This window comes from Vibrio sp. CK2-1 (assembly GCF_021726515.1).
Classification (GTDB): domain Bacteria; phylum Pseudomonadota; class Gammaproteobacteria; order Enterobacterales; family Vibrionaceae; genus Vibrio.
In genome coordinates, this window is the sequence record NZ_JAKKCJ010000006.1 from 97,525 (window position 1) to 119,682 (window position 22,158).

The following is a 22,158-nucleotide window of genomic DNA, read 5'->3' on the forward strand; positions in this document are numbered from 1 at the left end:
AAGTTCGCCCAATGTCTGGGTGTCTTTTATAAGTGAATCGAATTCCATGACTACTCCACAGATTGATAAGTTAAGAAATATCGCGATTATCGCGCACGTTGACCACGGTAAAACGACTTTGGTTGATAAGCTTTTACAGCAATCGGGTACACTTGAATCTCGTGGTGAAGCTGAAGAGCGCGTCATGGATTCAAATGACATCGAAAAAGAACGTGGTATTACCATTCTTGCGAAAAACACCGCAATCAACTGGAATGATTTCCGCATCAATATTGTAGATACCCCAGGACACGCCGATTTCGGTGGTGAAGTTGAGCGTATCATGTCAATGGTTGATTCAGTATTGCTTATCGTTGATGCAGTTGACGGCCCAATGCCTCAAACGCGTTTCGTAACTCAAAAAGCATTCGCACACGGCTTGAAGCCAATCGTTGTTATCAACAAAATCGACCGTCCAGGTGCACGTCCTGATTGGGTTATGGATCAAGTATTCGACCTATTCGACAACCTAGGTGCAACCGATGAGCAGCTAGACTTCCAAGTAGTTTACGCTTCAGCATTAAACGGTTGGGCAACATTAGAAGAAGGCGAAACTGGCGAGAACATGGAACCACTATTCCAAGCAATCGTTGATAACGTTGAATGTCCAAATGTTGATATCAATGGTTCACTGCAAATGCAGGTGTCTCAACTTGATTACAACTCTTACGTTGGCGTAATCGGTGTATGTCGCGTAACTCGTGGTAGCGTTAAAGCAAACCAACAAGTGACTATCGTTGGTGCTGATGGTAAGAAACGTAACGGTAAAGTGGGTACGGTTCTAGGTTACCTAGGTCTTGAGCGTCACGAAGTTGAACAAGCTAACGCGGGTGACATCATTGCGATTACTGGTCTTGGTGAGCTTAAAATCTCTGACACCATCTGTGATGTAAACAATGTTGAACCAATGACTCCGTTATCGGTTGATGAACCAACAGTAACTATGACGTTCCAAGTAAACACTTCTCCGTTCGCGGGTAAAGAAGGTAAGTTCGTGACTTCACGTAACATCCTTGAGCGTCTAGAAAAAGAATTAGTGCACAACGTAGCATTACGCGTTGAGCAAACAGATGATCCAGATAAATTCAAAGTATCAGGTCGTGGTGAACTTCACCTTTCAATTCTGATCGAAAATATGCGTCGTGAAGGCTTCGAGCTTGCAGTATCACGTCCAGAAGTTATCGAGAAAGAAATTGATGGCAAACTAATGGAACCGTTTGAAAAAGTGACTATCGATGTGCTTGAAGAGCACCAAGGTGGCATCATGGAAAACATCGGTATCCGTAAAGGTGAACTGACTGATATGGCACCAGATGGTAAAGGCCGTGTTCGCATGGACTTCTACATGCCTTCTCGTGGCTTGATTGGTTTCCAAACTGAATTCCTAACACTAACTTCAGGTTCTGGTCTTCTTTACCATACGTTTGAGCGTTACGATGACCATAAAGGTGGCGTAATTGGCCAACGTAGCAACGGTGTATTAGTTTCTAATGCAACCGGTAAAGCACTAACTTACGCATTGTTTAACTTACAAGATCGTGGTCGTTTATTTGCAGAGCACGCTGATGAAGTTTACGAAGGTCAAGTTATCGGTATTCATAACCGTAACAACGACTTAACCGTTAACTGTCTGAAAGGTAAGCAGCTAACTAACGTTCGTGCATCTGGTACTGATGAAGCTCAAACGCTTTCTCCTGCTATCAAGTTCACTCTAGAGCAAGCTTTAGAATTCATTGATGATGATGAACTAGTAGAAGTAACACCAGAAAGCATCCGTATCCGTAAGCGTCATTTGACTGAAAATGAACGTAAACGTGCGGGTCGTGCTCCTAAGTAAGCCATGGCAGCTTAAGCGTTTATACGCAATTAAAGCCGATGCTATCAATGCATCGGCTTTTTTATTACTCTAGGAGGAGTCATATAAAGTCAGCTATGTGCTTAAATTATCTTAAGATTAGAGGCTGGCGTTCTACTTAAGTTAAAGTGACCATCTTAGTTAATATCATTAGGGACGTGATGATGGACAAAAAAATCAGCGTATGTATCCATTATTTGGTGTACCTAAAGGATCGTATCGTTCGTGATCGTTTAGCGGTGAATGCCGGTTATATGGCTTATATTTCATTGCTATCACTGGTGCCATTGGTGACGGTTCTAGTTACGACGCTATCTCAATTTCCGGTTTTTCACGGCATTACTGAACAAATCCAAGAGTTCGTGTTTCTAAACTTTATGCCAGCCGCCGGAGATGCGGTAAAAAATGCCCTCAATACTTTTATATCCAATACTTCTAGCATGACTGCGATAGGTGGTTTTTTCGTATTTGTTACCGCTATGATGTTGATTTCTAATATCGATCAGAATCTTAATTTTATTTGGCGAGTTAAACGCAAACGCCGCTTAGTCTATTCATTTTCTATGTATTGGATGGTACTCACTTTAGGGCCTTTGTTAATGGGGGCCAGCTTGGCGCTCAGCTCTTATATCACTTCAGAGCGATATCTGAGCCAAGAAGTGGTCAGTGGTATTTACCGAATTTTGCCGATGATTTTATCGATGTCGACTTTCGTCGTCTTGTATATGCTAGTGCCAAATATTAAGGTGAAATTCCTTCATGCATGTACCGGTGCTTTGGTGGCAGGCTTATTATTCGAGTTATCGAAAAAAGGCTTCGCGATGTACATTACTGAGTTTCCATCTTATCAACTGATTTACGGTGCATTAGCCGCGATCCCGATTTTATTTGTCTGGGTGTATTTGTGCTGGTTTATCGTATTGGTCGGTGCGGAAGTGACGGCAAGCCTTGGCGAACGAGAAGATTGGTATGATGAAGAGCCATACCACCCACTACAAAAGTTAAAACAAAAATTTAGTCGTAAAAGGAATGATGTGTGATTGCTTTGATCCAAAGAGTCAGTGAAGCCAGTGTTAAGGTTGATGGCGAGATTGTCGGTAGTATTAATCAAGGTTTATTGGTGCTACTAGGGGTAGAAAAAGGCGATGATCAAGCAAAAGCTAAACGTTTGAGTGAACGAGTATTAGGCTATCGAATTTTTGAAGATGACCAAGGTAAAATGAACCTCAATGTGAAGCAAGCGGGTGGTGAAGTCTTAGTGGTATCGCAATTTACTTTACCTGCAGATACGCAAAAAGGCATGCGTCCGAGTTTTTCTAAAGGGGCTGATCCACAAGAAGCGGAAAGCCTATATCACTATTTCTCACAGTGTTGTCAGCAAGCAGATGTTCATACTGAAAACGGACAATTTGCGGCTGATATGAAAGTGGCACTGATCAACGACGGACCGGTGACCTTCTGGTTACAAGTATAAAATATAACGAAAGGTCAACAGACCCTAGTAAACGAATATTAAATAGTAAGGGATTTACATGTTTAAGTTAGTGACGCCAAAAACCGAATCTGACTTGCAAAACTATTATCATTTTCGCTGGCAAATGTTGCGAGAGCCATTTCATCAGCCACAAGGCTCTGAGCGTGATGAATATGATGATATGAGTGCCCATCGTATGATTGTCGATGGTCGAGGCCGTATTATGGCGGTAGGTCGTATGTATTTAACGCCGAATAGCGAAGGCCAAATACGCTATATGGCGGTGCATCCTCAGCATCGAGGTAAAGGGCTAGGTTCATTGATTCTGGTGGCGTTAGAGTCGTATGCGATGCAGGAAGGCGCTAAGCGCTTAGTGTGTAACTCGCGTGAAGATGCGATTAACTTTTACGCCAAAAATGGTTTTGAAAGCCAAGGTGAGTTAAGTGACGAAAGAGGGCCAACTCGTCACCAGCAAATGTTGAAGCGCTTGAAAGCGAGTGCCAATGTTTCACGCCGCCCAGATTGGTGTGATGAATTGCAAAAGCGATGGCGACAAGAGATCCCAATTTGTGCGGCGATGGGGATTCGTATTAGCCAATATACTGGTTATCAATTTGAATGTTCCGCGCCACTTAACCCGAACATCAACCCACATGAAACCATGTTTGCCGGTTCATTATTTACCTTGACTACATTAACTGGTTGGGGAATGGCCTGGCTATTAATGCGTGAAAAAGGTTTAGAAGCGGATATTATTTTAGCCGATAGCCAAGTGCGTTTTCGCGCGCCGGTGACACAAAGCCCAGTTGCGGTGACCTCTTTAGATGGTATTAGTGGAGACTTAGATCGGTTGGTCAGTGGACGCCGTGCTAGGGTGATCGTGAAAGTGACCGTTTATAGTGGTGATGTGGCCGCGGTGGAATTTACCGGCACTTATATGCTGATGACCGACTTTTTAGGCGAAGCGCCGTTGGTTAAGTAATAGTTTTAGTAAAACCGAAAGTATGAAAAAAGGCGGTGATAGTTGATCCTATCACCGCCTTTTATTTGGTTTTGAGTTGCTTGTGTTCCCCGGCTTAGTGGCAGTTATTCTCTACTAACACCGAGTCTTTATGGCTGAGCAAGTCAAACACTAAGGCTTGGCATTCACCTTGTAAGCGATATTGCAGATTGCCTTTTTCTGGGAATAAAAAGTCGTATTCACCACCTAGATGAGCAGAGAAATCTTTGCCTTCGATCTTAAATGGTTTAAGCGATAAACGTCCTCGGTCAGCCACTAAATGTATATCGCTGATAGTGACAGGCTGGACTTTTTTGGCTTTCGGTTTTTCTGGTTTTACTTGTGCCGTTTTATCTTCTGCGTCTGCGCTATCTTCTGAGTCTGCGATAGTTGCTTGGTCTTGTGGTGGTGCTAATGGTGGCAATTCAATACCTTGATTACGAAGCCATAAGGTTTGGAAGTCATCATCGCTGGTGGCACGAGTTACACTGGCGTTAAGCTGTCCTGTGACACTATGGTTGAAGATTAATTGATCGCCATATAAGCCTTCACCTTTGACTGTGAAATCAGTAATACCATCGAGATGCAGCGGTAAATCAAACCAACGGGAGAAGAAGCGCAGCGGGATCCCGGAGGCTTCAAGATCAAGCTTCCAAGGCTGACTGGTTTGGCTAAATGCCATCTCGCCAGCGCCTTTGACTAGGCCATTTTCTAATGGAATAAACAGTTTATTCAGCCAAAAGTGACCTTTTTCACTACGCATGCTGACTAGTAGGTTTTTACTATTAACGCTATCGTAGCTAGCGCGATTAGCACTAATGCTTAACTCACCTTGCCATAAACCCCAATCGCCTTGTTTCTTCATTTCAAGGTTATCACCCTCAATGCTTAGTCCGGTTGCTTGCTTGGCAGGGGAAGTGGTGAGATCGATAAATTGCACATTGTTAATGGTCAGCATCTTGGCCTTAAGAGACTGTAAGTTGTGCAAGTAATCCAGTGCTAACTGTTTAGATTCGGCGGTTGGAATCCATTTCATATTATTAATATTGAATTGTGACAAGTCTAAACCGGTTGGGGTCGCTTGACCTTGAATGTGCAGATTACCTTGCAGCATCTCTAATGAAATATCTTGGATGTTAGCGATATTGGGTTGCAAGTTAATATCTAAAGCCGGTGAATGAATCGCCTGACCAAAAGCGCTCATGGTATCAGCGGTCGCAAAGATAGAGGCATTTTGCTGATGCCAAAAATCAAACGGTAAGCTAAGTTGTTCAGCGGTTAGCTTAATATTATTAACTGAAAAATTAGGCACTTCGATGCTGGAATTGCTGATTTCAAGATCATCAATCGCCATTGCTTGCTGATTAAACCAATCGATACTTTGTTGGCTAATATTATCGAGGCTATTTTGTTGTAAGCGTAATCCGCTAATTGTCACACGGGGAAGTTGCCATATTTTTTGTGATTGCTTTTTAGTGGCTTGAGCAGCAAATTGGCCTTGGCGCCACTGGAAGCGAATATCGTAAAAGGTTGAATGCTCAGGCGTGATATCACCATCAAGGAACAAGTTATTGATGGCTTCACCTTGCCAATAGAGTTGCCCTGCGGAGAGCTGAATTTCACCATAAAAAGGCAGTAGTCTATGGTCACGTTTTTCAGGATGTTTAATCTGGATGTTAACATCACGTCCCACCCAGTCGTTATCTGCAAAGTCTATGTTGGTAATTGATAATTTATTTAATTGGATATAATTCGGAAACACTAGACTAGGCCAACCCGTTTGCAGAGTAATTCCATCAACCACCACATTATCAATTTGTAGTCGGTTATTTAGCCAAGTATGTTTTGCCAGCCAAATATCCATCTTCTCGACTAGGATAGGTTCCTCATCACCATTTTTGATCAGCACACCATCAAGTTGTAGGTGCTTAGGTTCTTGATATGAATAGTTTACTTCACGAACTTGGATATTATCTTGGTAAGCATATTCAAGAACTGTATTGACTACCTGAGCGGCATATTTAGTGTGTAAGGCTGCGTAAGAAGCGGAAAGAGCAACAACCACTAATGAAATCAAGCCAACAATAATGGCTAGCAGTTTTCTCATGTAACGTCCTGTGTATTCTCAACCCTAACTGGGCATTTTAGAACTACGAAGTATAAGTACTTATTAGTTCAGGTACAATTATTCCTGCTTTGATTGTGGGGATAAAAAAACGAGAAACCATTTGGAATCTCGTTTTTCTCTATGTCGTTATTTTTTGCTTAGCGAACTACAGCTGAGGACCGGCCTTAACCAAGGCTTTACCTTCATCGTTGTCAGTATATTGAGCAAAGTTTTTAATGAAAAGTTGCGCCAGTTCATCGGCTTTAACTTGCCATTGTTCTGCCGTTACATAGGTATCTCTAGGATCGAGAATTTGGCTATCAACGTTAGGTAGTTCAGTTGGCACTTCTAGGTTAAAGGTTGGAATAACCTTAGTTGGTGCGTGATCGATAGAACCATCTAAAATCGCATCAATAATGCCGCGAGTATCTTGAATAGAGATACGTTTGCCACTGCCATTCCAACCGGTATTTACCAAGTAAGCTTCCGCGCCAGCCGCTTCCATACGTTTCACTAACACTTCTGCGTATTGCGTTGGGTGCAAGGTTAAGAATGCAGCGCCAAAGGCCGCGGAGAAGGTTGGCGTAGGCTCGGTGATCCCACGTTCTGTACCAGCTAGTTTTGCAGTAAAGCCAGATAAGAAGTGGTACTTAGTTTGCTCGGGCGTCAGTTTTGAAACCGGAGGTAGTACCCCAAACGCATCAGCGGTTAAGAAAATCACTTTCTGTGCATGACCAGCTTTAGATACTGGCTTAACAATATTATCAATGTGATAAATAGGGTAAGAAACACGGGTGTTTTCGGTTTTTGAGTTGTCGTCAAAATCGATGATACCATCGTCTGAAACCGTCACATTTTCTAATAATGCATCACGGCGAATCGCATTATAAATATCCGGTTCTGCTTCTTTCGATAGTTTGATGGTTTTGGCGTAACAACCGCCTTCAAAGTTAAACACGCCATCATCATCCCAGCCATGCTCATCATCACCAATCAGCTGACGTTTCGGGTCGGTAGATAGGGTGGTTTTACCAGTACCTGATAGACCAAAGAAAATCGCCACGTCACCATCTTCGCCTACGTTGGCAGAGCAGTGCATCGACGCCATGCCTTTAAGCGGCAGTAGGTAGTTCATCATGGCGAACATACCTTTTTTCATTTCGCCGCCATACCAAGTACCACCGATAATTTGAATGCGTTCGGTTAAGTTAAAGGCGACAAAGTTTTCGGAGTTTAACCCCTGAGCTTGCCAGTTAGGGTTGGTGGTCTTGGCGCCATTCATAACGATGAAGTCAGGCTCAAATTCTTGCAGTTCTTGTTCGGTTGGACGAATGAACATATTTTTTACGAAGTGAGCTTGCCATGCGACCTCAGTGATCACGCGAACTTTTAATCGTGACTCAGGATTGGCACCACAGAAGCAGTCGATCACAAAAATACGTTTGCCTGAAAGTTGAGTGGTGACTAACGATTTTAAATCAGCCCAGACTTCAGGCGTGATTGGTTTGTTATCGTTTTTACCTTGATCTGACCACCACAAGGTATCTTTGGTCACGTCATCTTTTACGATGTACTTATCTTTGGGTGAGCGGCCAGTGAAAATACCAGTATCGACTGAAACTGCACCGAGTTCGGTAACAATACCTCTTTCATAGCCACTTAAATTTTTTTGGGTTTCTTCAACGAACAGTTGTTCATAACTAGGATTACAAATAATGTCGGTTGCGCCAGTAATGCCGTAAGTTGTGAGATCCAACTGGGCTGCAGTAGTGCTCTTTTCCATAACGGTCATAGATGCTCCTTAATAGGAAATTTGTAGGGAATATTATAATTTTAGGTAATGAACACATTATAACCACTTTCTACGTGTGGTTTATTTGAGCTCTATTGTGATTTTAGCAAACTTCAGAGCGCAAAAAGGTGGAGTCAAGAACACTATGATTATTATCTTGAATAAAATAAGTGCTTAAAGATGAGGCTAGATATGGAATTAATAGCTGATTTTAGGGGTAAAAAAAGCCGAACTGAGTCGGCTTGTTATCTGTCACATGTAACTTATTGTATACAATGAATTAATGCAGGCTTTTTTTCGCGGCCGTTAATATTTGATCGACCTGTGCTGCATCGAAAGAATAAGTGCTGCCACAGTAATCACAATGCAGAGCCACTTCACCTTCTGTTTTTAAGATGTCATCCAACTCTTCTTTGGCAACGGTTGCGATAGCACCTGCGCTACGCTCACGAGAACAACCACAGAAGAACTCGACCGGCTGTGCTTCAAATAACTGTACTTTTTCTTGGTTATACAAGCGGTAAAGCACGTCATTGGCTTCTAGTGAGAACAGTTCTTCATTCTTAATGGTTTCAGTCAGCTTTTCTAAGTGCTCAAAATCATCGGCAGAACCAGTACCGTCTGGCATGATTTGCAATAACATACCAGCGGCATGTGCTTGACCGTCATGTTCACCAGTGCGGAACCATAAACGCGTTTTTAGTTGCTCTGAACGCTCAAAGTAGCTTTCTAATACTTCTGAAAGCGTGTCGCCTTCTAAACCAACGACACCTTGGTAGCGCTCGCCTTTATCAGGAGAAATGGTGATCACTAAGTGGCCTTTGCCAATCATTTGGTGCAAGTTTGCATCGTCAGCAATTTGTCCTTCCCAACGTGCAACACCACGCATTTTTTGGTCGTGATCGCCATTAATTACTACTAAAGAAACAGGGCCATCGCCTTGCAGTTGCAAAGTAATTGAGCCTTCAAACTTCAAAGTCGCGGTGAGTAGACTGGTTGCTACAAGTAGTTCGCCCAATAAGTTTTGTAACGGCTGTGGGTAATCCTTGTTGGCAATGATTTGTTGGTAAGCGGTATCAAGTTGTACTAATTCACCACGAACAGACAAATCTTCGAATAAATAGCGATGTAAAAGGTTATTTGCCATTAGTTGGGAACTCCTAGCCTGGGCTTATTGTTGTTTAAATTTAATGAGATTACGTCGTTGTTTTTTATCAGGACGTCGTTCTGGGCTTGGGCTATACAGTGCGTTCAGTTTATGTTTTTGAGCGTTTTCTTCACGCTTGGCAATACTGTCTGGCGTTTCTGCATATAAGGTTTGTGCTTCTGGTGCCCCGCGACGCTGATCGGAAATCTTTTCGATGATCACGGTCTTTTCTTCATTACCTTGACGCAAGCGAATAGAAGCACCGAGCTCAACCATTTTGCTTGGTTTACTACGTTGGTCATTATAGTGAACTTTGCCACCTTCAACCATGCTTCTGGCAATGGAACGTGTTTTGTAAAAACGGGCGGCCCATAACCATTTGTCTAAACGGACCGATAAAGTTTGTGAACTCATTCTGAGATATGACCTCGAAGGGTTAACAGTAAAGAGAGTAAAAGCTATACCAAGTTACTTAGGTTTATACTTTGCTAATCACTCATAGTATGACTCAAATGGAGGTGGTTTTTGGCATTTTCAAGGTATAGTTCGAAAGATGTAATAATTTAGGGATATAATTTTCGATTCCGTTGTCTGCATTGGTTCAATGAATGGAAAACTATCAGAATTGTTAGCTTAATGAATGATTCTGCATAATGTGGCGATAAATGTTGATTACAAACACATGATCGAATGAATTAATTTGGTTTAATCCCTTTAAACCGTTAAGGTTAGGCTTCGAAAAGTAAATAAGAATGGAATCGAATTTAAGGTGTCATCTCTAATGGTGTCAAAAGACAATATCCAACAGCAATGGACACAATTGGCAAATCGTTGGGTACAAAATCAATCTCAGCTAAGTTTTATTATCACTTTGCTATTAACGGCTCTGATTGCTTGGGTAGTCGGCATCTTATTATGGGCATTATTATCCCCAACCTCGAATGTTGCTCGCTGGTCGGCACCGAATGTGATTGCTTCTCAAACCTCTTCAAACAGTCAAACCGATACATTATCCCCACTCTTAAGTGCTAATTTATTTGGCTTATACACTCAAACGCCAACCCAAAAACAACAAGTCGCCCAAGATGCACCGCAAACACGTTTGAATTTAACGCTAGTGGGAGCCGTCGCTAGCAGCAACGATAAATTAAGCCTCGCAATTATTGCGAATCAAGGTAAGCAGGCGACTTACGGCATTGGTGAAACCATAGATGGAACGCGCGTCACACTGACCGCGGTGTATGTTGACCGAGTGATTATTAGCAACCAAGGGCGTGATGAAACCTTGATGCTGCAAGGTATTGATTATAGTAAATCGCCTCAATCGGTTGCCCGTAAGCCTGTTGAGAATCAAGCTACGACGGATGATGTCGCAGACTTAGATACAGTTCGCCAAGAGATTTCCGAAGATCCACAAAAAATATTTCAATATATTCGCCTTTCACAAGTGATGGATGAAGGGCAATTAAAAGGCTACCGAGTTCGTCCCGGTAAAGATCGCGCTTTATTTGAACAAGTTGGTTTACAAGATGGCGATATTGCCACTGCATTAAACGGACAAGATCTCACTGACCCATCGCAAATGGCAACATTATGGAAAACGGCTTTAGAGTCTATGGAATGGAACCTAACCGTGGAAAGAGATGGTCAGACTCATGATATTTATATTCAATTTTAAAATGGATTCTCAATTCGTACCGAGCCTTAATTCAGGAACGAAGAGCATAGTAACGTCACCAATGGTGAGCAGGAGCATGGTGTGAAAAAGTGGTTGAGCAAAGTCTCACTAATCGTAATGACCAGTTTGGTATCGGTATCTGCTATTGCAGATGATTTTAGTGCCAGTTTTAAAGGTACCGACATTCAAGAGTTTATTAACATTGTTGGGCGTAATTTACATAAAACCATCATTGTTGATCCATCAATACGCGGCAAAATTGATGTACGTAGTTACGATGTATTGAACCAAGAACAATATTACAAATTCTTCTTAAATGTGTTGGAAGTTTACGGTTATGCGGTAATCGAAATGGACAATGGCATTTTAAAAGTGATTAAAGATAAAGATGCCAAAACCGCTGCGGTACCTGTAGTGGGAAATGACTCGATTATTTCTGGCGATCAAGTGATCACTCGTGTTGTTCCTGTGAAAAATGTCTCAGTTCGAGAGCTTTCACCTATTTTGCGTCAGTTAAATGATAACGCCGGTGCCGGTAACGTTGTGCACTACGATCCATCAAATATCATTCTTCTAACGGGTCGAGCGTCAGTAGTGAATCGCCTGGCGGAAATTATTAAACGTGTCGATCAAGCCGGCGATAAAGAAGTCGAAGTGGTTGAGTTAAAAAATGCCTCAGCCACCGAAATGGTGCGAATTGTTGATTCTCTCAGCAAAAGCGCCGATGCCAAAAATACCCCTGAATTACTACAACCTAAGTTAGTTGCTGATGAGCGTACTAACTCAATTCTCATTTCTGGAGATCCGAAAGTTCGCCAACGCTTGAGAAAATTGATCAGCCAACTTGATGTTGAAATGGCCACCAAAGGCAATAACCGCGTGGTGTATTTACGTTATGCCAAAGCTGAAGATTTAGTGGATGTATTAACTGGGGTATCGGAAAACCTACAAGCAGAAAAAGATTCTCAATCAGGCGCTGGCAGTACCAGTAAAACCAAAGTGATGATTACGGCTGATAAAGGCACGAATGCTCTAGTGTTAACCGCACCGCCAGATATTATGAAAGCACTTCAAGAGGTGATTGGTCAGTTGGATATTCGTCGTGCGCAAGTACTGATTGAAGCTTTGATTGTTGAACTTGCTGAAGGTGAAGGTATCGATCTCGGTGTGCAATACGGCAACTTAGAAACTGGCAGTATGGTGCAGTACTCCAATGCGAATGCCAGAATTGGAGAGGTGGCTGTTGGTATTCAAGAAGCTAAAGATACATCTAGTACAACAGCTGTATATGATGATAACGGTAACTTTCTTCGAAATGAAACCACAACTGAATCTGGTGACTATTCAACATTAGCAGCAGCATTAAGTGGTGTGAATGGCGCGGCGCTGAGTATTGTAAAAGGTGACTGGACGGCATTAATCAGTGCAGTGGCAACCAGCAGTAACTCTAATATTCTGTCTTCTCCAAGTATCACAGTGTTAGATAACAGTGAAGCCTCGTTTATTGTTGGTGAAGAAGTGCCGGTCGTCACGGGCTCTACCGCCAGCTCGGATAACTCAAATCCATTCCAAACCGTTGATCGTAAAGAAGTGGGTATCAAACTCAAAGTGACACCTCAAATTAACGAAGGTGACTCGATTCAAATGCAAATCGAGCAAGAAGTTTCCAATGTACTTGGTGCCAATGGTGCCGTGGATGTACGTTTTGCTAAGCGTCAAATTAACACGTCTGTGATGGTGCAAGATGGACAAATGATTGTACTGGGCGGTTTGATTGATGAACGCGCGCAAGAGAGTGTCTCGAAAGTACCACTACTCGGTGATATTCCTTATTTAGGCGCATTATTCTCTTATACCAACACCACCAAAGAGAAAAAGAACTTAATGGTGTTCATTAAGCCGACTATTATTCGCGACGGTATGTCGATCGATGGTCTGTCGCGTCGTAAATACAACTACATTCGCGCTGAGCAGTTATATAAAGCGCAAAAAGGCTTAAAACTGCTTCCGAATGCAGAAACACCGGTATTGCCTAAGTTTGGTCAAGGTGAACGTCAACCGGCGGAAATTCAAGCTTTCCTTGAGCAATTAAATCACAGTGAAAGCGCTCAGGTTGAGGGTAATCAATAATGATCGATTCAGCACAAGATATGGCACCAGAATTAATGGATGAGCTAGACTCTCGTCCTAAGTTTCGTCTGCCTTTTGCTTATGCTAAACGTCATCAAGTGGTGCTGGATTATAACGATCAACAGCAAAGTGTTTTGTACTATTGCGGAGCGCTTACTCCACAAGTGTTATTGGAAATACGTCGCGCGTCCGGGCAATCATTCAAACCACAAAAACTGACGGTTAATGAGTTTGAAAATAAGCTGACCGATGCTTATCAACGCGATTCATCAGAAGCACGTCAGTTGATGGAAGATATTGGCGCGGATGATGATTTCTTTTCACTTGCTGAAGAGCTACCAGAAAACGAAGACTTATTAGAATCAGAAGATGATGCGCCGATCATTAAATTGATCAACGCCATGTTAGGCGAGGCAATCAAAGAAGGCGCTTCAGATATTCATATTGAAACCTTCGAGAAAGTCTTATCTATCCGCTTTCGAGTCGATGGTGTGTTACGTGAAGTATTATCGCCAAGCCGTAAACTCGCGCCGATTTTGGTATCTCGCGTCAAGGTGATGTCTAAACTCGATATCGCGGAAAAACGTGTCCCACAAGATGGCCGAATTTCATTGCGAATTGGTGGTCGAGCGGTCGATGTGCGTGTATCAACCATGCCGTCTTCCCATGGCGAACGAGTCGTAATGCGTTTATTAGATAAAAACGCCACGCGCTTAGATCTACATAGCTTAGGCATGACACCTAAAAACCACGAAGCGTTTCGTCATTTAATTGCTAGGCCGCACGGTATTATTTTGGTGACCGGCCCAACCGGTTCGGGTAAATCAACTACCTTGTATGCTGGTTTGCAAGAGCTTAACAGCAGCGAACGTAATATTTTAACCGTGGAAGATCCGATTGAATTTGATATTGATGGAATTGGACAAACTCAAGTAAATCCAAAAGTGGATATGACCTTTGCTCGCGGTTTGCGTGCGATTTTGCGTCAAGATCCAGATGTGGTGATGGTCGGTGAAATACGTGATTTAGAAACGGCGCAAATCGCAGTACAAGCCTCATTAACCGGTCACTTAGTAATGTCGACCTTGCACACCAATACCGCAATTGGTGCCATCACTCGTTTGCGTGATATGGGGATTGAACCTTTCTTAATTTCTTCTTCATTATTGGGTGTATTGGCGCAGCGTCTAGTAAGAACTTTATGCCCTAGTTGTAAGCAACCTTATCAAGCCGATGCTCAACAAAAGCAATTGTTTGGCGTGAGCGCTGATGAGCCATTAGAGCTTTATAAACCACAAGGTTGTGAGCACTGCAACCACAAAGGTTATCGTGGCCGTACTGGTATTCATGAACTATTGCTAATTGATGATGAAACCCAAGAATTGATCCATTCGGAAGCCGGCGAGCAAGTGATTGAAAAAGCGATTCGTGCTAAAACGCCAAGTATTCGTGACGATGGCTTGGCTAAAGTACGCCGCGGCGTGACCACTTTGGAAGAAGTGCTACGCGTGACCAAGGAAGTGTAACCTATGGCGGCGTTTGAATATAAAGCACTCGATGCAAAAGGTAAGCAAAAGAAAGGTGTACTGGAAGGCGATAATGCCCGCCAAGTACGTCAGCGCCTTAAAGAAAAAGGCTTAATGCCCACTGAAGTGGTGGAAACCAAAGCCAAGTCACAACGAACTAAATCGAGCGGTTTTAGCTTCCAACGCGGTATCAGTACCAATGAATTAGCCCTAGTCACACGTCAATTATCTACCCTAGTACAAGCTGGCATGCCGCTAGAAGAATGTATTCGCGCGGTAGCTGACCAATCAGAAAAGCCACATATTCGAAATATGCTAGTCAGTATTCGCTCGCGAGTCGTCGAAGGTTATACCTTATCGGACAGCATGGCTGAGTACCCGGCAGTCTTTGATGATCTCTTTTGCGCCATGGTAGCAGCAGGTGAAAAGTCTGGTCATCTGGATGCGATTCTCGACCGCCTAGCCGATTACGCTGAAAACCGACAAAAGATGCGTTCTAAACTACAGCAAGCTCTTATCTACCCAACTATGCTGACGTTAATTGCCATCAGCGTAGTGGCATTCTTACTTGCTGCAGTAGTACCGAAAATCGTCGATCAATTTGTACAAATGGGGCAAGGCTTGCCGATGTCGACCGAGTTTTTATTGGTCGCCAGTAATTTTGTGCAACATTGGGGATTATTAGTCCTTGGCTTGATTGTCTTGATGATCGTCGGCTTAAAAGTCGCGTTAAAGAAACCTGATTTTCGTATGAAGTGGGATAAACGAGTCTTGGCACTGCCAGTGATCGGTAAAGTTGCTAAAGGACTGAACACTTCCCGTTTTGCTCGAACCTTAGCAATTTGCTCATCCAGCGCCATTCCACTATTGGATGGGATGCGAGTCGCGGCAGATGTAATGAGCAACCAATATTTTAAAGCGCAGATTTTAGATGCTGCCGATAAAGTTCGTGAAGGTACCAGTTTACGCAAATCGCTTGAGCATACCCGCTTATTCCCACCGATGATGCTACACATGATCGCCAGTGGTGAACAAAGTGGCGAGCTTGAGCCTATGTTGATTCGCGCCGCCGACAACCAAGACCGAGACTTTGAATCTTTGGTTAATATGGCATTAGGTGTTTTTGAGCCATTATTGATTGTAGCAATGGCAGGTATTGTGCTGTTTATCGTTACCGCAACCTTAATGCCGATATTGGAATTGAATAATTTGGTGACGCAGTAGAGGAACGTTGCTAGGTCGCTTCGCTGCTAGGTCGCTTCGCTGCTAGGTCGCTTCGCTGCTAGGTCGCTTCGCTGCTAGGTCGCTTCGCTTATTCGGGCCAATGAATGCTTTTGCTTTTATCTTTTTCGAGCCACGAGCAGCGCAGCGCCCGAGAAACGAGATACGAAACATAAGATACCAAAAATAAAATTGATATTTTTTTAGGAGTCACAATGAGTAAAAAATTAAATCTATCGACTAAAAAACAATCCGGCTTCACCTTGCTTGAAGTCATGGTGGTAGTAGTTATTTTGGGGATTCTAGCTAGCTTCGTTGTACCTAACCTTTTGGGTAACAAAGAAAAAGCCGATCAACAAAAAGCGGTGACGGATATTGTGGCGCTAGAAAACGCGCTAGATATGTACAAGCTAGATAACAGCGTTTACCCAACCACAGACCAAGGTTTGGATGCATTAGTGAGCAAACCAACCGGTAGCCCAGAGCCACGTAACTACCGTGACGGCGGCTACATTAAGCGTCTACCTAGTGATCCATGGGGTGGCGATTACCAATATTTAAGTCCAGGCGATCACGGCACGGTTGATATCTTTACTTTAGGTTCAGATGGTCAAGAAGGTGGCGATGACGGTTCACAGAAAGATATTGGTAACTGGAATATTCAAGATTTTCAGTAACAGAGATAGTCGAGGTGCGAGGACGCTTCGCTCGGGAGCCGACAATATTGTTGCGAGTAACGAGTCTCGAGTTGCGTGTAAAATCCGAACCGACTTTGCTCTTACTTGCATCACGAAGCGAAGCGCTCTCGTAACTCGCAACATGATTTAAGGAACATAATGCAGCGTCAGCGTGGTTTTACTTTACTCGAAGTACTGTTAGTGGTGGTGTTAATGTCACTCAGTGCATTAGCGGTGGTGCAAACCTTGCCGCAGAGTAATGACGACCAAGCGAAGGAAGAGGCTTCACGTTTTTTCCAACGGCTGCAATTGCTCAGTGATGATGCGATTCTCAATGGCCAAGATTACGGTTTACGTTTCGATGACAAAAAGTCGATTTATACCTATATGCAATTAGCCGAAGAAGGGTGGCAGAAGGTAGAAGACAGCAAATATTTTACCGAAACCACATTGCCGGAAGATTTAACTTTTAGTTTTGAGTTAGGTAGTGAGGCGTGGGGCGATAGCGATAGCCTTTTTGAGCAAGAAGATTTCTATGAAGATCGCTTTGAAGATTCGGATGCTAAGCCAAAGCCACCACAAGTGTACGTATTATCCAGTGGTGACGTGACACCATTTTTATTAACTTTCACCTCAGAGCCCAATCAAAAACCAGAGCAAACTTGGCGGGTGAAAGTGACGGAAGCTGGCGTTATTCAATTATTGGCTCCGGGGATGAGTAGTGATGGAGCTGATGATGAGTCGTCGTAAGCAGGTTCGAGGCATGACTTTATTGGAAGTCTTGATTGCGTTGGCGATATTCGCCACTGCTGCGATTAGTGTGATTCGCGCAGTGACTCAACACATCAACACTCTGAGCTATTTAGAAGAAAAAACCTTTGCCAGTATGGTAGTGGATAACCAATTAGCAATGGTGCATTTGTCCGAGTCGTTTACTGCAACTAAAAAGGGCGAAGAAGAATTTGGCGGACAAACATGGTACTGGACGGCAACCCCCGTTAAAACAGGATTAGATTTAATTAAAGCGGTGGATGTGAGTGTGTCTTTAGATCCGCAGCGAAAAAGTACTCTAATGACGGTGAGAACCTATGTTAAACCGTAAAAGAGGGTTAAGCCGTAAGAAAGCGTTAAGCCGTAAAGCATTCAACAAGGGCTTTACCTTGATAGAGGTGATGGTCGCCATCATGGTATTTGCCAGCTTGAGCATTGCCGCCTACCAGGTGGTGAATCAGGTTCAACGTAGTAATCAACTGTCGGCGGAGAAAACCGGTCGTCTGCAAGAAATGCAACGAGCGATGATTATTATGGATAGTGACTTTCGCCAAATGGTTGCTCGTTCATTTAAAGGTCGCGCCAATGCCAATGGCAACCGTTTATTGTATGTCGATCAATATTTATTAGATTCCCAGTCACAAGGGATTCTGTTTACTCGACTAGGTTGGCAAAACCCTCAGCAAGCTTTTCCACGAGGAGAGGTTGTTAAAGTTGGCTATCGAGTAGTCGATAATCAATTAGAGCGAGTATGGTGGCGCTATCCTGATACGCCAGAAGGGCAAGAGCCATTACATAAATCGCTATTAGCCGATGTTGAAGAATTAAGTTTTCGGTTTTACGACAGCGAGAACAATAGCTGGCAAGAGACTTGGCAAGTGGAAGATAAACTGCCACAAGCGGTGGAAGTGACTTTGCAATTAAAAGATTACGCCAAGATCCGACGGGTGTATTTAACTGCGCAAGGTCAGGCTTCATCACTCAATAGTTCGGATGAGGAGATCACGCAATAATGTTGGTTTCTTCTCGTAATGTATCTAGCCGAGCTTCGTATGGCCGGGGCTCATTGGGCGGCGTTAAACGTCAGCAAGGTGTGGCGCTTATATTTGTGCTATTGCTGGTGGCGGTGCTAGTGGCAATCGCGGCCACCATGACAGAAAGAATGTCGACCCAGTTTTATCGAGCCAGTAATTTATTAAATCACCAACAAGCCTACTGGTACAGCATGGGGGTGGAAGCACTGGCTCAAGTCGCTATCGAAGAAAGCTATAAAGACAGTGACGATAATATTAACTTAAGCCAAGCATGGGCAATTGAAGGTACTCAATACCCGCTAGAAAATGGTGATGCAGTCGGTAGCATTATTGATAAACAAGCTTGCTTTAATGTCAATGCACTGGCGGCATTACCGGCAACCAATACGTCTGAACGCCCCTATTTATTAAAAGCCTTGGCCTATATGCTGCAAGAAGAAAGCATTGATAATTACCAGGCGGAAGTGATTGCCGATTCGATTAAAGAATATGTTGATAGTGATGACCAAGTGAGTACTCAAAGTGGGGTAGAAAGTGCCACTTATGAAGGATTTCAACCTAGCTATGACGCGCCAGATGGCTTAATTGCCGATAGCAGTGAATTGAGAGCGGTGAATCAAGTGACCGCTCCGGCGATGATGATTTTAAATCAAGTGGCTTGTGCGCTACCGAGTACCGATTTGTATATTAATGTGAATACCTTAAAGCCTCAGCAAGCCTTGTTGTTAGCTGGGATGTTTCAGCCGTCATTGAGCTTAAGTGACGCGCAGCAATTAATTGAAAATAGACCGCATGACGGTTGGCAAGATGTGGAAACCTTCTTAAATGAACCACAAATCACCCGAGTACCCGCCAATATTACCAGTGAAGCGAGTCCATTTTTAGCGGTGACTAGCCAGTATTTTGAGTTAGATGCACAAATTAAAGTAGAAGATTCAAGGGTTAGGCTGCGTAGTCTAATCTACAGTTCAGATAAAAAAACGACACAAGTGATACGTCGTCGTTTCGGAGGGATCAGTGAACGAGTTTCTGACAATCAAGCTGAGCAGTAATCCAACTGATCCAATACCTTGGTTAGTTTGGTCACCAAGCTTACAAGAAGTGATTGCCTCGGGTGAATTATCTAGCCGAGAGCAACTGGGTGAATTAGTCGATTACAGCATGCAACGTAGCGTGATCGCGCTGTTGCCAAGTAGTGATGTGTTAATTACCCCGATTCAAATTCCATCGGGTGCTGGGCGTCAATTACACTCTATGTTGCCATTTTTAATGGAAGATGAGCTGACGCAAGATATTGAGCGCATGCATTTTAGTGTGATCAAAAAGCAAGGCGATCAGGCGATTGTTGCCACGGTTGAGCAGCAATATTTATCTGATTGGGTGGATGAGTTTAAATCGCATGGCATTGAGCTGAAAAAAGTGCTGCCAGATTGCCTAGCTTTGCCATTAAAAGATAACTACATCAGCGCAATGCACATAAATAACCAATGGCTAATGCGCAAAAGTGATGTGAAAGGTGCGGCGGTTGATGATGATTGGCTAGATGTGTTTTTAGCGTCAGGCTGGCTCGATCCCGATGGTGATGCGTTAAGTTTTGAAAGCTTGCTGCAAGATAATGAGCAGTCTGAGGATGAAGCGCAAGATAGCGATGCTGCCGACAGTACGATGTTATCGAGCGAAGAAATTGTTGCCGAAGCACAGTCGAGCGTTGATGCTTTAGAGCATGTTCATGCTACCGGTGAACACTTCACTATTTATAGCTATAGCGAACTACCTGAACAACATGCCGAATTACCGGGCCGCTGGATTTCTGCGCCGCAAGAGATGGCAATGTTGACCTTAGCGCAGGGAGCGATTGAATCACAAGCCAACTTATTAACTGGGCCATTTAAAGCGCAATCATCGTGGCTTAAACATTTACGAGTGTGGCGTAAGGTGGCGATTGCGGCGAGTATTCTATTGGTATTACTACTAGTACAACAAACAGTGCAAGTACAACAAATAGAAGCGCAAACTCAAGCTTATCGATCGGAGAGTGAACGGATTTTTCGTAGCGTATTTCCTGATCGACAACGTATTCCAACCGTCAGCTATTTAAAGCGTTTAATGCAAGATGAAGAAAATGTTTTATCGGGCTCTGGAGGCGGTGGTGTTTCTATGCTGGGTTGGATGGCCAAGTTGCCGCCAGCATTACAGACCGTTAAATCGGTCACGGTACAAAGCGTGCAATTTGATGGCACTCGTCAAGAAATTCGCTTAAATGCCCAAAGTGATGATTTCCAATCTTTTGAGCGCTTGCGAGTAGAGTTGGCTAAACAGTTTGATGTTAGCCAAGGTCAGTTAAATAAAAATGGCGATCTAGTGCAGGGCAGCTATGTGATTAAAAATAAAGGGAGTGGCTCATGAATGACAAGTTAACCGCTCTTATGGCTCCAGTACTTCGCTGGTGGCACAGTATTTCTGCTAGGGAACAACGACTCGTATTAATCTGTGGCGGATTATTTGCAGCAGGTTTTCTGTATTGGGGGATCTTACAACCACTAAGCGCCCGTACAGAACAAGCGCAAATGCGTTTAAATAATGAAAAACAATTGTTGGGCTGGGTGACTCAATCTGCTGATCATATTGTCACCTTACGCGCGCAAACTGGCACTAAAGGTGTACAGCGTAGTCAACCGTTAAACCAGGTAGTGTCATCGACCGCCACTCGTTTTAATATCGAGCTTATCCGCATGCAACCGCGTGATGATATGTTGCAAGTGTGGATTCAACCTGTGCCATTTAACACCTTAATTAATTGGTTAGCTCAATTGCGCGATCAATATGGTCTGCAAGTGTTGTTCTTAGACATTAACCGTTCAGATAAAGCCGGTATGGTTGAAGTTAACCGCTTACAATTTCAGCGTGGTTAGCCGTTTTAGCGATACGTTTGTGAAAGGATTAGATTTGTGAAAAGTATGAAATGGTATCTGCTGGTTTTTGTCTTGATGCTGATTACAAGTTTAGTGGCACATATTCCTGCATCTTGGGTGTACGCTCAATTACCTGCTCAACGCGGTGTAGAAGTGACGGGAATTAGTGGCACAATTTGGCAAGGACAAGTTCAGCAACTTGAAGTGAACCGTCAATCATACGGCAGCCTTTCTTGGGATTTTCAAGCCAGTAAACTATTGACGGCTAAGCTGGAATATCAAATTCGCTTTGGCCGTGGCAGTAGTATGAAACTGGATGGAAAAGGTTTTGTTGGGGTTGGTTTTTCTGGTGTGTATGCTAATAATGTTTTAGCGTCATTGCCGATACAGCAAGTACTGGCTTATGTGCCAACCCAAGTACCAGTTGAGTTAAAAGGTCGTTTAGAGCTATCACTGGCTTCATTAAAATATGCGCAACCATGGTGTGAAGAAGCCACAGGTAGTCTTGCTTGGACGGGCAGTGACATTATCTCACCGATTGGTCAATTAACGCCCGGACCGGTGATTGCAGACATCACTTGTCAGGCTCAAAATATTGAAGTGCTAGGTAAGCAGAATAATTCGCAAGTGATGAGTGAGTTTAAAGCAAGCTTAAATGATCAAGCTCGTTATGAGTCGTTGGCATGGTTTAAGCCGGGGGCTGAATTCCCATCATCAATGGCAGAGCAACTAAAGTGGCTAGGTGAGCCGAATGCACAAGGTCGCTACCAATTTAGTTTTGCTGGAAAACTATAG

The 22,158-nt window shown here is 43.4% G+C and carries 20 protein-coding genes; 16 read left to right on the forward strand and 4 right to left on the reverse strand.

From position 1 onward, the window contains the following. Window positions 1-46: 46 nt before the first annotated feature. From typA to L3V25_RS14360, 4 genes are all read left to right on the forward strand, one after another. On the forward strand, window positions 47-1,876 hold the full coding sequence (gene typA / locus L3V25_RS14345) for a translational GTPase TypA (RefSeq protein ID WP_237296173.1): 1,830 nt from the start codon (window positions 47-49) through the stop codon (window positions 1,874-1,876). Between the two features lie 179 nt (window positions 1,877-2,055). Continuing rightward, complete coding sequence (locus L3V25_RS14350; RefSeq protein WP_192999758.1) at window positions 2,056-2,934, forward strand: virulence factor BrkB family protein; 879 nt, start codon at window positions 2,056-2,058, stop codon at window positions 2,932-2,934. Then, window positions 2,931-3,368 carry a D-aminoacyl-tRNA deacylase gene (dtd, locus tag L3V25_RS14355; protein WP_192999759.1) on the forward strand — a complete coding sequence of 146 codons (438 nt, stop codon included), beginning with the start codon at window positions 2,931-2,933 and terminating at the stop codon, window positions 3,366-3,368. The genes L3V25_RS14350 and dtd overlap by 4 nt, the downstream gene beginning before the upstream one ends. 58 nt (window positions 3,369-3,426) lie before the next feature. After that, window positions 3,427-4,350 carry a bifunctional GNAT family N-acetyltransferase/hotdog fold thioesterase gene (locus tag L3V25_RS14360; RefSeq protein WP_192999760.1) on the forward strand — a complete coding sequence of 308 codons (924 nt, stop codon included), beginning with the start codon at window positions 3,427-3,429 and terminating at the stop codon, window positions 4,348-4,350. A gap of 94 nt (window positions 4,351-4,444) precedes the next feature. Here L3V25_RS14360 and L3V25_RS14365 read toward each other — a convergent pair whose 3' ends face one another. From L3V25_RS14365 to hslR, 4 genes are all read right to left on the reverse strand, one after another. Beyond that, window positions 4,445-6,475 carry an AsmA family protein gene (locus L3V25_RS14365; protein ID WP_237296174.1) on the reverse strand — a complete coding sequence of 677 codons (2,031 nt, stop codon included), beginning with the start codon at window positions 6,473-6,475 and terminating at the stop codon, window positions 4,445-4,447. A gap of 166 nt (window positions 6,476-6,641) precedes the next feature. Next, complete coding sequence (gene pckA / locus L3V25_RS14370) at window positions 6,642-8,267, reverse strand: phosphoenolpyruvate carboxykinase (ATP) (protein WP_237296175.1); 1,626 nt, start codon at window positions 8,265-8,267, stop codon at window positions 6,642-6,644. A gap of 280 nt (window positions 8,268-8,547) precedes the next feature. After that, entirely contained in the window at window positions 8,548-9,414 is an 867-nt protein-coding gene (hslO, locus tag L3V25_RS14375) for an Hsp33 family molecular chaperone HslO (RefSeq protein WP_237296176.1), read from the reverse strand. Window positions 9,415-9,438: 24 nt separating this feature from the next. After that, the gene (hslR, locus tag L3V25_RS14380) at window positions 9,439-9,828 is read right to left on the reverse strand and encodes a ribosome-associated heat shock protein Hsp15 (RefSeq protein ID WP_237296177.1); all 390 of its coding nucleotides are present in this window, start codon (window positions 9,826-9,828) and stop codon (window positions 9,439-9,441) included. A gap of 367 nt (window positions 9,829-10,195) precedes the next feature. On the opposite strand from hslR, the gene gspC reads away from it, so the two are divergent. The 12 genes from gspC (at window position 10,196) to L3V25_RS14440 (ending at window position 22,158) form a co-directional block, all read left to right on the forward strand. After that, complete coding sequence (gspC, locus tag L3V25_RS14385) at window positions 10,196-11,092, forward strand: type II secretion system protein GspC (RefSeq protein ID WP_237296178.1); 897 nt, start codon at window positions 10,196-10,198, stop codon at window positions 11,090-11,092. A gap of 117 nt (window positions 11,093-11,209) precedes the next feature. Then, a complete protein-coding gene (gene gspD / locus L3V25_RS14390) occupies window positions 11,210-13,222 on the forward strand; it encodes a type II secretion system secretin GspD (RefSeq protein WP_237296232.1) in 2,013 nt (670 codons plus the stop codon). Between the two features lie 35 nt (window positions 13,223-13,257). Then, a complete protein-coding gene (gene gspE, locus L3V25_RS14395) occupies window positions 13,258-14,748 on the forward strand; it encodes a type II secretion system ATPase GspE (protein WP_237296233.1) in 1,491 nt (496 codons plus the stop codon). A 3-nt stretch (window positions 14,749-14,751) separates the two neighbouring features. Next, on the forward strand, window positions 14,752-15,972 hold the full coding sequence (gspF, locus tag L3V25_RS14400; RefSeq protein WP_237296179.1) for a type II secretion system inner membrane protein GspF: 1,221 nt from the start codon (window positions 14,752-14,754) through the stop codon (window positions 15,970-15,972). A gap of 212 nt (window positions 15,973-16,184) precedes the next feature. Further along, entirely contained in the window at window positions 16,185-16,646 is a 462-nt protein-coding gene (gene gspG / locus L3V25_RS14405) for a type II secretion system major pseudopilin GspG (protein WP_027698025.1), read from the forward strand. A 159-nt stretch (window positions 16,647-16,805) separates the two neighbouring features. After that, the gene (gspH, locus tag L3V25_RS14410; protein ID WP_237296180.1) at window positions 16,806-17,396 is read left to right on the forward strand and encodes a type II secretion system minor pseudopilin GspH; all 591 of its coding nucleotides are present in this window, start codon (window positions 16,806-16,808) and stop codon (window positions 17,394-17,396) included. After that, entirely contained in the window at window positions 17,383-17,748 is a 366-nt protein-coding gene (gene gspI / locus L3V25_RS14415; protein WP_237296181.1) for a type II secretion system minor pseudopilin GspI, read from the forward strand. Before gspH ends, gspI begins: the two co-directional genes overlap by 14 nt. Then, window positions 17,735-18,430 carry a type II secretion system minor pseudopilin GspJ gene (gene gspJ, locus L3V25_RS14420; protein ID WP_237296182.1) on the forward strand — a complete coding sequence of 232 codons (696 nt, stop codon included), beginning with the start codon at window positions 17,735-17,737 and terminating at the stop codon, window positions 18,428-18,430. The genes gspI and gspJ overlap by 14 nt, the downstream gene beginning before the upstream one ends. Continuing rightward, window positions 18,430-19,503: a type II secretion system minor pseudopilin GspK gene (gene gspK / locus L3V25_RS14425; RefSeq protein WP_237296183.1), complete on the forward strand. Its 1,074-nt coding sequence runs from the start codon at window positions 18,430-18,432 to the stop codon at window positions 19,501-19,503. Before gspJ ends, gspK begins: the two co-directional genes overlap by 1 nt. Beyond that, on the forward strand, window positions 19,469-20,857 hold the full coding sequence (gspL, locus tag L3V25_RS14430) for a type II secretion system protein GspL (RefSeq protein ID WP_237296184.1): 1,389 nt from the start codon (window positions 19,469-19,471) through the stop codon (window positions 20,855-20,857). The genes gspK and gspL overlap by 35 nt, the downstream gene beginning before the upstream one ends. Continuing rightward, a complete protein-coding gene (locus L3V25_RS14435; protein WP_237296185.1) occupies window positions 20,854-21,363 on the forward strand; it encodes a type II secretion system protein M in 510 nt (169 codons plus the stop codon). Before gspL ends, L3V25_RS14435 begins: the two co-directional genes overlap by 4 nt. A gap of 45 nt (window positions 21,364-21,408) precedes the next feature. Then, complete coding sequence (locus L3V25_RS14440) at window positions 21,409-22,158, forward strand: type II secretion system protein N (RefSeq protein WP_237296234.1); 750 nt, start codon at window positions 21,409-21,411, stop codon at window positions 22,156-22,158.